Source organism: Rathayibacter sp. VKM Ac-2857 (assembly GCF_013205025.1).
Taxonomy (GTDB): domain Bacteria; phylum Actinomycetota; class Actinomycetes; order Actinomycetales; family Microbacteriaceae; genus Rathayibacter.
Window position 1 is genome coordinate 160,254 of sequence record NZ_JABMLE010000003.1, and the last position, 12,976, is coordinate 173,229.

Below are 12,976 nucleotides of genomic sequence, written 5' to 3' on the forward strand. Positions count from 1 at the left end.
CCGTCGACGGATCGACGGGGCCTTTCGACGGTGCGGGCGCGACCTCTCGGTGCGCCGAGGCGCGACTCTACTTGTGCGCGGCGGCGTAGGCCGCCTGGACCTCCGCGGGGATGCGTCCGCGGTCGGACACCTGGTGTCCGTTGGCGTTCGCCCACTCGCGGACGGCCTTGAGCTGCTTGGGGTCGCTCTTCGACGCCGAGGCGACGGATGCGGCAGCAGCCGGACGCGATCCGACGCGGCGGCCGTTCGAGACGAACTTCTCGAGAGCGGAGTGCAGCTCGGCGATGTTGTCCGGACCGAGGTCGATCTCGTAGTTGGCTCCGTCGATGCTGAAGCGGACGGTGCCGCCGTCACCGGAGTCGATAGGCGTTCCGTCGATATCGTCGACAAGCGTGATCTTCTGGGCCACTTTTCCTCCTGGATGTCACTGACAGGAGAAGACATTACCCCTCCTTGCTGCCTCGGCGAGCACTTATCGCCGCCATTCGCGCGATTCATCGCCATGATCTGCGCCGATACTCAGGATAAGCACGCGGATTGCGCCTGAGAATCGGCTCATCTCTCCGCCATCCGTCGTATATCGCATGCGGTCGACGAATGCGCGCGATTGTCGCGACAGATTCGATTGATGGCGCGAACCCGGATACCGTGAAGGCATGCCCCGGAGGAACGGACCCCCTGCCCGCCCGTCGCGACCCGGCCCGTACCGCAACACGGCGGCGCGCGACGCGCTCGAGGCGCTGGTCGCCGACGCCACCGCGGAGGGCGTGGAGCGCCTCCTCGCCGCCTGCCTCGAGGGGTCGCTCGTCGTCGACGTGACCGGCTCGCAGCCGGGCGGAGTGCCGCACGTGCGGGTGGTCGCCGCCACCACCGGCGAGCAGGTGCTCCCGCTCTTCACCTCGACCGACGAGCTGCGCGCCGCCGTCCCCCGGCAGCAGCACCCGCGCGTGCAGATGCTGGTCCTGCCCGGCCGCGAGGCGTTCGCCCTGATCCGCACCGCCGACTTCGTCGCCGTCCAGCTCGACGCGGGCTCGATCGCCCAGGTCGTCGCCCGGTCGTTCATCGAGCAGTCCCTCGACGCCCCGGCACCGTAGAGTGTTCCCCCCGACGGGGCACACCGCCGGGATCACCTTCGTCCCTCGAGGGCAGGAGCCCGCCATGTCCGACACCACTCTCGCGCCCGATGCGCAGCCAGGCCTCGCAGCGACCTGGAGCTGCATCCTCTTCGACCTCGACGGCACGATCACCGACTCCGCGCCCGGCATCACCGGCACCCTCGTCGACACCTTCGTCGAGCTCGGCCGCCCGGTGCCGACGCCCGCCGAGCTGCTCGCCTACGTCGGCCCGCCGCTGCTCGACGCGTTCCGCGAGCTGGGCGGGATGAGCGTCGACGAGGCGCAGGCGGCCCTCGTGGTCTATCGCCGCCGCTACAACGCGGGCGGGCTCTTCGACTCCAGCGTCTACCCCGGGCTGCCGGAGCTGCTGGCGGGCATCGCCGCCTCGGGCATCCCGCTCTCGCTCGCCACCTCGAAGCCGGAGTCGGCCGCACGCCGGGTCCTCGAGCACTACGGCCTCGCCCAGCACTTCACGATCATCTGCGGCGCCTCCGAGGACGAGGTCCGCAGCGCGAAGGCGGACGTGGTCGAGGAGGCGCTGCGCCGGCTCCGCGAGATCGGCGTCGACCTCTCGACGCCCGTCATGGTCGGCGACCGCGAGCACGACGTGCACGGTGCCGCCGCCCACGGGGTGCCGACGATCATGGTCGAGTGGGGCTACGGCTCGCCGCTCGAGGCGGTCGGCACGATCGCGGTGGCCTCGGGCGCGGACGAGCTGCGGACGCTCCTGCTGCCCTGAGCCGAGCGAGGGCGGGCCGGGCGCTCGCCCTCGGGCGCCTCCTTCCCGTCGTGCGCCCCGTACGATGAGGGCATGACTGGTCTGGGCGTCGTCCTCTCTTTCGTGCTCTTCCTCGGCGGCATCCTGGTGCTCGGCAACTCGTTCCTGCTGCCCGACCTCGCCGGCTTCCTCTTCTTCGGCGGGATCCTGATGATCTCGGCGTCGCTCGGGCTCGCCTTCCACCTGCTGCCGAAGTCGGAGTAGCGCTCCGCGCCTCGCGAGCGGGCCGTGCCGCGCGGCCACTCGGGCCGGCGCGGTCGCTCAGCCCAGGTAGTTCGCGTCGAGGTTGATGACGTTGCCGATGTAGACCGCCTCGCCCGCCCCCGCGACCCCGGGGTTCATCCGCAGCAGCTGCTGCACCGGAATCCCGAAGCGCTGCGCGATGTCGAAGAACGAGTCGCCCTCCACCACGGTGTAGGTGACGATGTCCCCCGCGGCGTTCGTGGCCGGCTCGCCGCTCGCCCCCGGGACCGCGCCGTTGTCGACGGCGAAGGCCGTCTCGGGGATCACGGGCACGTCGTTCGGGGTGAAGGTCACCGTCGCCTCCGGCACCGGCACGAAGACCGTGGCCGTCGACTGCGGGAGCGCGGCCGTCACGGTCGGATCGGGAGTCGGCGTCGCCGTGGCGAAGACCGTCACCGTGGGGGCCGGAGCCGGTGCGGAGCAGCCGGCGAGCCCCGCCGACAGCGCGAGCACGACCAGCGCGCCTCCGAGTACCCGTGCGCGCATCTGCTCCCCCTCGTCGCGCCCACCCCCGGACGCACTGCTCCACCCTAGGAGACGCGCGGGGCGGGTCGTCGCCGGACGACGCTCCGGACGGGCGACGCGGCGCGGATCAGGCGTGCGGCGCGGATCAGGCGTGCGGCTCGGGCAGGAGCCGCAGCCCGCCGCCGCCGTTCGCCGCGTCCATCAGCAGCTCGACCCAGGACGGGTTGATCGTGGGCTGGCGGCTGCCGGCGAAGTGGAACTGCAGCGCGATGTTCGGATTCATCCAGAACGAGTGGCGACCGCGTGCGCCCTCGGGCATCGAGTCGAGGGTGAGGCTGAAGCGCTCGTCGCGCCGGAACTTCGCGTAGACCACGATCTGCAGGTGCGCGAGGGTCCGATCCTCGATCTCGAGCACGGCCGGCGGTGTGCCGTAGAGGAATTGACCCATGGAGCCAGCCTATCCCTAGTCCGGCTCTTTACTAGAAGGTCTAGCTAGTTCTCGGCTTCGTCGGAGGCAGGGACCGACTCGGCCTCGTCCGCATCGATCTCGTCGACCGCGGCCCCCATCCGCCGGAGGAAGTTGACGACCACCTCGGCCTCGCCCGGGTCGAGGTCCTCCGCGATCTCGAGCATCCGGCGGTGCATCTGCTGCAGCGTCTCGCGGACCTCCTGGTCGCTGTCGACCGTGGCCTCGACGACGATGCCGCGCCGATCGCTCGGGTGCGGCTTGCGCACCAGGTGCCCGCTGCGGACGAGGCGGTCGATCAGCACCGTGGTCGAGGCGGACGAGATCGAGAGGTGGGCGGCGAGGTCCTTCGCGCTGACGAGGTCGCCCTCGCGCTGCCGGCGGAGCAGGAACTGGATCGCGATGAGGTCGGTCTCGCCCATCGCCATCTTCTCGCGCGTGCGGCGGCGCATCGCGACCTCGGAGACGCGGTACCCGCGCATCGCGCTCAGCACCTCGACGGCACGACGCGTCGACGACTCGTCCGGGTACCAGTAGCCCGCGCCGCCCCGGACCGTCGTCTCGCTCATCCGGCCATCCTAGACGGGCGTGCAATCAGGCCGTCTAGCGAGATCGAGCCCCCGCGCGCCCGCCTACGCTGGACCGGTGACCGCCACCCTCGTCGCCAAGGGCCTCTCCGGAGGCTATGCGCACCGCACCCTGTTCGACCGCCTCGATCTCACGGTCGCCCCGGGCGACGTCGTCGGCGTCGTCGGTGCGAACGGAGCGGGCAAGTCCACCCTCCTGCGCATCCTCGCCGGCGAGACCGCCCCGCTCGACGGCAGCGTCGTGCTCGCGCCCGGCGACGCCTTCGTCGGCTGGCTGCCCCAGGAGCACGAGCGCCGCGAGGGCGAGACCGTCGCCGCCTACATCGCCCGCCGCACCGGTGCCGCCGAGGCCTCGGCCGAGCTCGACGAGGCCGCCTCGGCGCTGGCCGAGCCGGATCCCGACGGCCGGATCGCCGACCGCTACGCGCTCGCCCTCGACCGCTGGCTGGCGAGCGGAGCCGCCGACCTCGACGAGCGGACCCCCGTCGTCCTCGCCGACCTCGGCCTGGCGCTCGACGCCGCGGGCCGCACCGGCGGCGTGGCCGCCGACTCGCTGATGACCTCGCTGTCCGGCGGCCAGGCGGCCCGCGTCGGCCTCGCCGCCCTCCTGCTCTCCCGCTTCGACGTCGTGCTGCTCGACGAGCCCACCAACGACCTCGACCTCGACGGCCTCGAGCGGCTCGAGGCGTTCGTCCGCGGGCTGCGCGGCGGCGTGGTGCTGGTCAGCCACGACCGCGAGTTCCTCGCCCGCAGCGTCACCCGCGTGCTCGAGCTCGACCTCGCCCAGAACACCACCACCGTCTACGGCGGCGGCTACGACGCGTACCTGGAGGAGCGCGAGACCGCCCGCCGCCAGCGCCGCGAGAAGTACGAGGACTTCGCGGACAAGAAGGAGGATCTCGTCTCGCGGGCCCGCACCCAGCGCGAGTGGTCGAGCCAGGGCGTCCGCAACGCGATGAAGAAGGCGCCCGACAACGACAAGATCCGCCGCAAGGCCTCGGCCGAGTCGAGCGAGAAGCAGGCCCAGAAGGTCCGGCAGATGGAGAGCCGCATCGCCCGGCTCGAGGAGGTGGAGGAGCCGCGCAAGGAGTGGCAGCTCGCCTTCACGATCGGCAGCGCCCCGCGCTCGAGCTCGGTCGTCTCGACGCTGAACGGCGCGGTGGCCCGCCGCGGCACCTTCACCCTCGGCCCGGTCTCGCTGCAGGTCGACGCCGGCGACCGCATCGGCATCACCGGCCCCAACGGCGCCGGAAAATCGACGCTCCTGTCACTGCTGCTGGGCCGCTCCGCTCCGGAGGAGGGCGGCGCCTCACTCGGCGCGAGCGTCGCCATCGGCGAGATCGACCAGGCGCGCGCGATGCTCGCCTCGGACGTGCCGCTCGCCGACGCCTTCGAGGCGCTGGTGCCGGAGTGGCCGACCGCCGAGGTGCGCACCCTGCTGGCGAAGTTCGGCCTCAAGGCCGACCACGTCTCCCGCCCCGTCGGCGAGCTCTCGCCCGGCGAGCGGACCCGCGCCGCCCTGGCGCTGCTGCAGGCGCGCGGCACCAACCTCCTCGTGCTGGACGAGCCGACCAACCACCTCGACCTCGCCGCGATCGAGCAGCTCGAGCAGGCGCTCGAGGCCTACGAGGGCACGCTGCTGCTGGTCACCCACGACCGCCGCATGCTCGAGACCGTGCAGCTGACCCGCCACTGGCACGTCGAGGCGGGCGTCGTCACCGAGCGCTGACCCGCGCGCTCGACCTCACAGCGACGCGGCGCGCGCCAGCAGCAGCGCGCGGGTGCGCTCGTTGCCGGCCAGCGCGGCGGCCGTCGCGAGCTCCGCCCGCGCCTCCTCCCGCCGGCCCAGGCGCGCGAGCAGCTCGCCGCGCACGCTCGGCAGCAGGTGCGAGCCCCGCAGGGCGCCCTCGGTCGCGAGCCGGTCGACGACGAGCAGCGCGGAGGCGGGACCGGTCGCCATCGAGACCGCGACGGCGCGGTTCAGCTCGACGACCGGGCTCGGCGACACCCGCCCGAGGATCTCGTACAGCAGCACGATGCGCTCCCAGTCGGTCGCCGCCACGCTCGGCGCGACCGCGTGGCACTCGGCGATCGCCGCCTGCAGTCCGTAGGAGCCGCGCCCCCTGCCCACGCGATCGGCGCGCCGCAGCGCCTCCCGGCCGCGCTCGATCTGACCGCGGTCCCAGCGGGTGCGGTCCTGGTCCTCGAGCAGCACCGGAGAGCCGTCGGGCGCGGTCCGCGCCGCGAACCGCGAGGCCTGCAGCTCCATCAGGGCGAGCAGCCCCAGCACCTCGGGCTCGCGCGGCAGGAGCGCGGCGAGCACCCGGCCGAGCCGCAGCGCCTCCCCTGCCACCTCCGTGCGCAGCCAGCGGTCCCCCGAGGTCGCCGCGTAGCCCTCCGTGAAGATCAGGTAGACGACCCCGAGCACCGCGTCGAGCCGCGCCTTCCACTCCGCCGGCTCCGGGACCTCGAACGGCACGCCCGAGGCCGCGAGCGACTTCTTCGCCCGGACGATCCGCTGCTGGACGGTCGCGACCGGCACCAGGAACAGCCGTGCGATCGCCTCCGTCCCGAGCCCGCCGACGAGGCGCAGGGTGAGCGCGATGCTCGCCTCCCGCGACAGGACGGGGTGGCAGGCGGTGAAGACCAGCCGGAGCACGTCGTCCTCGATCGGCCGCCACTCGTCGTCGACGGTCTCCTCGAGGGTGCGCGCGAGCAGGCGGTAGCGGTCGTCGAGCGCGGTCCTGCGCCGCCAGCCGTCGATCGCCCGGCGCTTGGCCACCGCCGTCAGCCAGGCCCCGGCGTTGCGCGGGACACCGGTCGTCGGCCACTGCTCGAGCGCCTCGACGAGGGCCTCCTGCGCCAGGTCCTCGGCGAGGCCGACGTCACCGGTGACCCGGGCGAGCGTCGCGACGATGCGCGCGCTCTCGATCCGCCAGACGGCGGCGACCCGCGCGCGGGTCCCCTCCGCGTCGGCCGGGCCGTCCATCTTCAGTCCCCCGCGGCGCGGGCCTTCTCGTCCTCGCGCCAGCCGGCCTCCTTCTGCAGGTACTCGTTGTCGGCGAAGTCCGCGAAGTCGCTCTCGTCGGTGACGCGGCGCACCTCGAGCGTGTTGCCGGGGACGAGCGGGCAGCGCAGCGCCCACTCCTTCGCCTCCTCCTTCGAGGAGACCTGGATGATCCAGAAGCCGTTGAACAGCTCGTGCGTCTCGCCGTAGGGGCCGTCGGTGATCGCGGCCGGCTCGGAGGAGAAGTCGACCACGAACCCGGAGGTCGCGACGTCGTCGGAGAGGCCCTCGCCCGCGAGCAGGACGCCCGCGGTGATCATCGCCTCGTTGTACTGCCCCATCCGAGTGATGATCTCGTCGAACGGGATCGCCTCGTAGGCGGCCTTGGCGGCGTCGGTCGCGCGCATGATCAGCATGTACTTCACGGTGTTCTCCTCGAGAGTCGCGGGCGCTGTCTGCGCCCTCCTACTATCGCGTCGAACGGCGCCCCCCGATATCGACACCCCCACCGAGAAGAATCGGAATCATGCCGGTCGGCGTCTCGGTGGTGAGCGAAAGGACCCGCGGCGGCCCGTTCATGCTGGTCGAGTAGCCCCGAAGGGGCGTGTCGGCACCATGCTGGTCGAGTAGCCCAGCAGGGGCGCTTCAGCATCATGCTGGTCGAGTAGCCCCGCAGGGGCGTATCGAGACCCGCCGTCACCAGCAGGGCGGGTCTGCAGACTCGACTTCTGACGCAGGTGGATCTCGATACGCCCGCTCCGCGAGCTACTCGATCACCATGGACCGTCGGCGCGCCTGCCGCCGGCCGAGCAGCCCAGCAGGGGCGCTTCGGCATCATGCTGGTCGAGTAGCCCCGCAGGGGCGTATCGAGACCCACCCACCCAGCACGCCGACCCGCCGCCCCCGCAGCCCTACTTCCGCCCGCGCGCCGCCCGCTTCGCCGCGTTGAACGCGATCGCCGCGCGCACGAGCCCCGCGAGCGCCTCCTCCTGGATCGCGTCGCCCTCGGCGAACTCCACCGAGCGGCGCTGGTTCCCGCCGAGCTCCCCGTTGAAGATCCCGGCCGGATCCTCGAGCGACGCCCCGTACAGGAAGCCCAGCTTCACCTTCTTCTGGAAGATGTTGCCGACCACGAGGATGCCGTCGAGCTCCCAGACCGGCGCCCCCCTCCACTTCCACTCCTCGACGATGCCCGGATCGACGCCGAGGACGATCCGCCGCGCCTCGGCGAGCAGTTCCCCCCGCCAGTCGGGATGCTTCGCGATCAGGCCGTCGATCTCCTCGCCGGGCGTCACGCGGTCACGCCGGCGGGCACCGCGTCGAGCAGCGCCCGCACCACCGCGGCCGAGCGATCGGCCGCGTCGTCGACGTGCGCCTCGAACGAGCCCGGCTCGCAGAGGTCCGAGATGCCGCGCACCGACACGAACGGCAGCCCGTGCACGAAGGCGGTCTGCGCGAGCGAGACCGACTCCATGTCGGTCGCCAGCGCCCTGTCGTAGAGGCCGCGCACCCGCGCGACGTGATCACCGGACACGAAGACGTCCCCGGAGACGATCAGCCCGCGCCGCACCGTGATCCCGCCGCCGTCCGGCAGCGACGCCGTGAGCTCCGCGGCGAGCGCCGGCCCGTGCCCCGAGTAGCGCGCCGGCATCCCCGGCACCTGCCCCATCGCGTAGCCGAACGCCTGCGCGTCCGCGTCGGTCTGCACGTACTCGTCGCCGACGATCACGTCCCCGACGCGCACCTCGGCTCCGAGTCCGCCCGCCGACCCGGCGCTGATCACGAGCGGCGCACCGCCGACACGGAGGATCGCCGCCGTCAGTCCGCCGGCCGCGTTCACGAGTCCCACGCCGGTGCGCACGAGCAGCACCGGGTGGCCGCCGACCTCGAGCGACCACTGCAGGGCGTTGCCCACCGCGACCGGCTCCGGGGCGCCGCCCGCCGCCGCGAGGAACGGCTCGGCCTCCTCGTCCATCGCGACGAGGACGATCGCCTCGACCGCACTCACGCGGTGACCTGCTCCCACTGGTCGCGCTGCGCGAGGAACGTGCGCGCCGCGTCCTGGGCGCCCTCGAGCGAGTGGTTCGCCCCCCAGCCGCACTGCGTCTCGTTCGCCGCGGGGACCTCGGTGGCCTCGGTGATGTCGCGGAGGGTCGACTCGACCAGGTCGAGCACCTCGGCGAGCTCGGGCTCGCCCTGGAGGATCAGGTAGAAGCCGGTCTGGCAGCCCATCGGCGAGAAGTCGACGACGCGGTCGGAGTGGTTGCGCGACTTCTCGGCGAACAGGTGCTCGAGCGAGTGCACGGTCGGCATCTCGAGGTGGCCGCGGTTGGGCTGGGTGAAGCGCACGTCGTACTTGACGAGGTGGTCCCCGGCCGGGAGCGTCTTCGCATCGGCCAGGCGCACGTAGGGCGCGGCGACGGTGCGGTGATCGAGGTTGAACGACTCGACGTTCATGCGCGGCTGATCCACGGTGGTCTCCTTCTCCTGGGGTCCCTCCATTGTCCCCCCGCTCAGCAGGCGCGTCGGGATCCGCAGCCCCGCCGTGCTGACGGTGGGCGGGTCTACTTGGAAGAGACGCTCGCAGACATGCTGGTCGAGTAGCCCCGTAGGGGCGTATCGAGACCCACCACCGCATGAACGTCGGCCTCTTCCCCGCCCCGCGGTGGTGCCGGAGGCGCCCTCTCCGCTCGATACGCCCCTGCGGGCTACTCGACCAGCATGCAATCGCCCTCAGCTGCCGTCCTCCAGCGCCCGAGCGGCTGCATGCTGATCGAGCAGCCCCGCAGCGCATGCTGATCGAGTACGACGCCGTCATCATCGCCAGGGGCCGCCCGCAGCTCGACGGCGGGGAGCCCGCCGGCCCGGTGTGGAAGGTCCGCTCGACCAGAGGACTGGACCAGAAGGTGAGCCGGCTCGCGAAGAGCCGCGGCGTCAGCAAGTCGCAGATCCTCCGCGAGGCCGCTGCGGCCTACGTCGAGGCGTCCTGATCCGCCCCCGCCACCGCCGGCACCACTAGCGCGCCGGCGCGTCCTCGCCCGGCACGAAGCGGTAGCCCATGCCCGCCTCGGTCAGCAGGAAGCGCGGGTGCGCGGGGTCGGGCTCGAGCTTCTTGCGCAGCTGCGCCAGGTAGAGGCGGAGGTAGCCGGTGTCGGTCACGTGCGCCGGTCCCCAGATCTCGTCGAGCAGCGAGCGCCGGGTGACCAGCTTCCCCGCGTTGCGCACCAGGATCTCGAGCACCTGCCACTCCGTCGGCGTCAGCCGCACCGAGGCGCCGTCGCGCGTCGCGCTCTTCGCGACCAGATCCACGGTCACGTCGCCGATCACCACCAGCGGCTCGCCCTCGGCCGGCTGCACGCGCCGCGAGAGCGCCCGGATCCGCGCGAGCACCTCGTCCATCGAGAACGGCTTGGTCACGTAGTCGTCCGCGCCGGCGTCGAGGGCGCCCACCTTGTCCGCCGAGCCCGTCCGCCCCGACACCACGAGCACCGGCGCGCTCGTCCAGCCGCGCAGGGCGTGGATCACCTCGATCCCGTCGAGCCGCGGCATGCCCAGGTCGATCATGTAGAGGTCCGGCCGCTCGTCGATCGCGCGGTTGATCGCCTCGGTCCCGTCGCCCGCGGTGACCACGTCGTAGCCGCGCGCGGTCAGCGTGATCCGCAGCGCGCGCAGGATCTGCGGGTCGTCGTCGGCGATCAGGATCTTCATGCGGCTCCTCCGGAGGCGTCGGTCTGCGCGGCCCGGGTCCCGGCGGCGTCGGTCCCGGCGGCCGCCACCACCGGCAGCGTCACCACCATCGTCAGCCCGCCGCCCGGGGTGTCCTCGGTCTCCAGCGTCCCGCCCATCCCCTCGGTGAACCCCTTCGACAGCGCCAGGCCCAGCCCCAGCCCGGTCGTGTTGTCGTCGTCGCCGAGGCGCTGAAACGGCACGAAGATCTCCTCCCGGCGCTCGGGAGCGACCCCGGGGCCGTGGTCGACGATCCGGATCTGCGCCGTCCCGCCGAACACGCTGGTCGAGACGCGCACCCGGGTCCCGGACGGCGCGTAGCGCACCGCGTTCGCCAGCAGGTTCACCACGACCCGCTGCAGCAGCACTCCGTCGGCGAGCAGCTCCGGGCCGTCCAGGTCCAGGTCGAGGTCGACCTCGCCCGGCCCGAGCCCCAGCTCGTCGAGCGCGGGCAGCACGACGTCGGCCGCGTCGAGCGGAGCCAGCGACACGGCGAGCGCCCCCGCCTCGAGCCGGGTCACGTCGAGCAGATCGGTGACCAGCGCGCCCAGAGTGGTCAGGCTCTCGTCCGCGGTCGCGAGCAGCTCCGCCCGGTCGCGGTCGCTCCACTCGACGTCGCGCGAGCGCAGCCCCGAGACGGCGGCGGTCGCGGCCGCCAGCGGCCGGCGCAGGTCGTGGCTGACCGCCGAGAGCAGCGCGCTGCGCACCCGGTCGGTCTCCGCCAGCGGAGCCAGCGAGCTCGCCGTCTCGCTCAGCGCCGCGTTCTCCAGGACGGAGTCCAGCTGCGCGGCCACCACCTGCAGCAGGCGCCGCTCGCTGCCCTCGAGCTCGCGGCCGTGCAGCTCCAGCTCCGCGTGGGCGCCGACCGGGATCCGCACCGGCTCCCCGTCGGGCCGCGGCTCGCCGTCGGCCGCGACGACAGCGCCGTCGCGCACCAGCCGCACGCCGGTCAGACCGAACGCCTCGCGCGAGCGCTCCAGGATCGCCTGCAGCGCCCCCTGCCCGCGGATCACCCCGCCGGCGATGGTCGCGAGCAGCTCCGCCTCCGCCCCCGACCGCTTCGCCGCCCGCGAGCGCCGCGCCGCGCGGTCCACCACCGCGCTCACCAGCGCGGCGTTCAGCACGTAGAGCACGAGCGCCAGCGCGTGCAGCGGCTCGTCGACGGTGATCGTGTAGAGCGGATCGACGAAGAAGTAGTCGAGGGTCAGCCCCGAGAGCACGGCCGCGAACAGCGCCGGCCAGAGCCCGCCGACCAGCGCGACGAGCACCACGAGCAGCTGGTACGAGAGCACGTCGCTCGTGATCGACTCGTCGCTGCGCAGGCTCGAGAGCAGCCAGGTGACCAGCGGCCCGCCCACCAGCGCGAGCGCCGTTCCGAGGACCCGGCGCCGCAGGGTCAGCGCGCCGTCCAGCCGCGGCAGCACCGCCGTCCGCCCGGCCGCCGAGTGGTTGACGATGTGGACGTCGATGTTGCCCGACTCGCGGATCACCGTCGCCCCGATCCCCGGGGTGAGCGCCGCGGCGAGGCGGCTGCGCCGGCTCACGCCGAGCACCAGCTGCGTGGCGTTCACCGAGCGGGCGAACTCGACGAGCGTCCGCGGCACGTCCTCGCCGACCACCTGGTGATAGCTCCCGCCGAGCGACTCGACCAGTGCGCGCTGCGCCTCGAGCACCTGCGGCCGCGGCGTGCGCAGCCCGTCGGGCGTCACCACGTGCACGGCCAGCAGGTCACCGGCGGAGGCGCGTGCGGCGATCCGCGCACCGCGGCGGAGCAGCGTCTCCCCCTCCGACCCGCCGGTGAGCGTCACGACGACCCGCTCGCGGGCCTCCCAGGTGCTGTCGATCCCGTGCTCGCCGCGGTAGTCGCGCAGTGCGCTGTCGACCTCGTCGGCGAGCCACAGCAGAGCGAGCTCGCGCAGCGCGGTGAGGTTGCCGAGGCGGAAGTAGTTCGAGAGCGCGGCGTCGATCCGCTCCGGCGGGTAGACCCGGCCGTCGGCGAGACGGTCGCGCAGGGCCTGCGGGGCGAGGTCGACGACCTCGATCTGGTCGGCGGCGCGCAGCACGGCGTCGGGGATCGTCTCGCGCTGCGGCGCCCCGGTGATCGCCTGCACGACGTCGTTGAGCGAGGCGATGTGCTGGATGTTGACCGTCGAGAAGACCGTGATCCCGGCGTCGAGGAGCGCCGTCACGTCCTCCCAGCGCTTCTCGTGCCGCGAGCCGGGCGCGTTGGTGTGCGCGAGCTCGTCGACGAGCGCGACGTCGGGCCGGCGGGCGAGCACCGCCTCCAGGTCCATCTCCTCGAGCCGCACGCCGCGGTGCTCGACCGCGCGCCGCGGCACCACCTCGAGCCCCTCGACCATCGCGGCGGTGGCGGCGCGGCCGTGCGTCTCGACGACGGCGACGACGACGTCACGGCCCTCGGCGGCGAGCCGGCGGCCCTCCTCGAGCATCGTGTAGGTCTTGCCGACGCCGGGCGCGGCCCCGAGCAGCACGCGCAGGCGGCCCTTCGTCATGCTCCGGCCCCCACCCTCGGCTCGCGAGATCCGCTCCGGCTCGCGCGATCGCGGCGTTCCGGCGAGCCGAGGGTGA

The 12,976-nt window shown here is 73.1% G+C and carries 16 protein-coding genes; 5 read left to right on the plus strand and 11 right to left on the minus strand.

Features of this window, described 5'->3' with window-relative positions:
- Positions 1-67 precede the first annotated feature (67 nt).
- Positions 68-409 (minus strand): Lsr2 family protein, encoded by a 342-nt coding sequence (locus HQQ86_RS14270; RefSeq protein ID WP_159982719.1) that lies wholly within the window; start codon positions 407-409, stop codon positions 68-70.
- 247 nt (positions 410-656) lie between these two features.
- Between HQQ86_RS14270 and HQQ86_RS14275 the strand changes: the two genes are divergently transcribed.
- The 3 genes from HQQ86_RS14275 (at position 657) to HQQ86_RS14285 (ending at position 2,097) form a co-directional block, all read left to right on the plus strand.
- A complete protein-coding gene (locus HQQ86_RS14275; RefSeq protein ID WP_173288949.1) occupies positions 657-1,094 on the plus strand; it encodes an SseB family protein in 438 nt (145 codons plus the stop codon).
- 64 nt (positions 1,095-1,158) lie between these two features.
- On the plus strand, positions 1,159-1,854 hold the full coding sequence (locus HQQ86_RS14280) for an HAD hydrolase-like protein (RefSeq protein ID WP_173288950.1): 696 nt from the start codon (positions 1,159-1,161) through the stop codon (positions 1,852-1,854).
- 72 nt (positions 1,855-1,926) lie between these two features.
- Positions 1,927-2,097: a hypothetical protein gene (locus HQQ86_RS14285; RefSeq protein WP_160086051.1), complete on the plus strand. Its 171-nt coding sequence runs from the start codon at positions 1,927-1,929 to the stop codon at positions 2,095-2,097.
- Between the two features lie 57 nt (positions 2,098-2,154).
- Here HQQ86_RS14285 and HQQ86_RS14290 read toward each other — a convergent pair whose 3' ends face one another.
- The 3 genes from HQQ86_RS14290 to HQQ86_RS14300 form a co-directional block, all read right to left on the minus strand.
- On the minus strand, positions 2,155-2,622 hold the full coding sequence (locus tag HQQ86_RS14290) for a LysM domain-containing protein (protein ID WP_173288951.1): 468 nt from the start codon (positions 2,620-2,622) through the stop codon (positions 2,155-2,157).
- A gap of 124 nt (positions 2,623-2,746) precedes the next feature.
- Positions 2,747-3,049: an ATP-dependent DNA ligase gene (locus tag HQQ86_RS14295; RefSeq protein WP_173288952.1), complete on the minus strand. Its 303-nt coding sequence runs from the start codon at positions 3,047-3,049 to the stop codon at positions 2,747-2,749.
- A 44-nt stretch (positions 3,050-3,093) separates the two neighbouring features.
- Positions 3,094-3,636: a MarR family winged helix-turn-helix transcriptional regulator gene (locus HQQ86_RS14300; RefSeq protein ID WP_173288953.1), complete on the minus strand. Its 543-nt coding sequence runs from the start codon at positions 3,634-3,636 to the stop codon at positions 3,094-3,096.
- Positions 3,637-3,712: 76 nt separating this feature from the next.
- On the opposite strand from HQQ86_RS14300, the gene HQQ86_RS14305 reads away from it, so the two are divergent.
- Positions 3,713-5,383: an ABC-F family ATP-binding cassette domain-containing protein gene (locus HQQ86_RS14305; protein WP_173288954.1), complete on the plus strand. Its 1,671-nt coding sequence runs from the start codon at positions 3,713-3,715 to the stop codon at positions 5,381-5,383.
- Positions 5,384-5,398: 15 nt separating this feature from the next.
- On the opposite strand, the gene HQQ86_RS14310 is transcribed toward HQQ86_RS14305, so the two are convergent.
- The 5 genes from HQQ86_RS14310 to HQQ86_RS14330 form a co-directional block, all read right to left on the minus strand.
- A complete protein-coding gene (locus tag HQQ86_RS14310) occupies positions 5,399-6,643 on the minus strand; it encodes an RNA polymerase sigma factor (RefSeq protein WP_173288955.1) in 1,245 nt (414 codons plus the stop codon).
- A gap of 2 nt (positions 6,644-6,645) precedes the next feature.
- The gene (locus tag HQQ86_RS14315) at positions 6,646-7,086 is read right to left on the minus strand and encodes a YciI family protein (protein WP_173288956.1); all 441 of its coding nucleotides are present in this window, start codon (positions 7,084-7,086) and stop codon (positions 6,646-6,648) included.
- A 486-nt stretch (positions 7,087-7,572) separates the two neighbouring features.
- Positions 7,573-7,956, minus strand: a complete 384-nt coding sequence (locus tag HQQ86_RS14320) for a DUF1801 domain-containing protein (RefSeq protein ID WP_173288957.1) — start codon at positions 7,954-7,956, stop codon at positions 7,573-7,575.
- Complete coding sequence (mtnN, locus tag HQQ86_RS14325) at positions 7,953-8,669, minus strand: 5'-methylthioadenosine/S-adenosylhomocysteine nucleosidase (RefSeq protein WP_173288958.1); 717 nt, start codon at positions 8,667-8,669, stop codon at positions 7,953-7,955. Before mtnN ends, HQQ86_RS14320 begins: the two co-directional genes overlap by 4 nt.
- On the minus strand, positions 8,666-9,118 hold the full coding sequence (locus HQQ86_RS14330; protein WP_159423948.1) for an S-ribosylhomocysteine lyase: 453 nt from the start codon (positions 9,116-9,118) through the stop codon (positions 8,666-8,668). Before HQQ86_RS14330 ends, mtnN begins: the two co-directional genes overlap by 4 nt.
- A gap of 335 nt (positions 9,119-9,453) precedes the next feature.
- Here HQQ86_RS14330 and HQQ86_RS14335 point away from each other — a divergent pair, with 335 nt between their 5' ends.
- Positions 9,454-9,651 carry a CopG family transcriptional regulator gene (locus HQQ86_RS14335; protein WP_173288959.1) on the plus strand — a complete coding sequence of 66 codons (198 nt, stop codon included), beginning with the start codon at positions 9,454-9,456 and terminating at the stop codon, positions 9,649-9,651.
- Between the two features lie 25 nt (positions 9,652-9,676).
- Here the strand turns inward: HQQ86_RS14335 and HQQ86_RS14340 are convergent, their stop codons facing one another.
- Positions 9,677-10,369 (minus strand): response regulator, encoded by a 693-nt coding sequence (locus HQQ86_RS14340; RefSeq protein WP_160086069.1) that lies wholly within the window; start codon positions 10,367-10,369, stop codon positions 9,677-9,679.
- The gene (locus tag HQQ86_RS14345) at positions 10,366-12,900 is read right to left on the minus strand and encodes a DUF4118 domain-containing protein (RefSeq protein WP_173288960.1); all 2,535 of its coding nucleotides are present in this window, start codon (positions 12,898-12,900) and stop codon (positions 10,366-10,368) included. The genes HQQ86_RS14340 and HQQ86_RS14345 overlap by 4 nt, the downstream gene beginning before the upstream one ends.
- Positions 12,901-12,976: the final 76 nt, after the last annotated feature.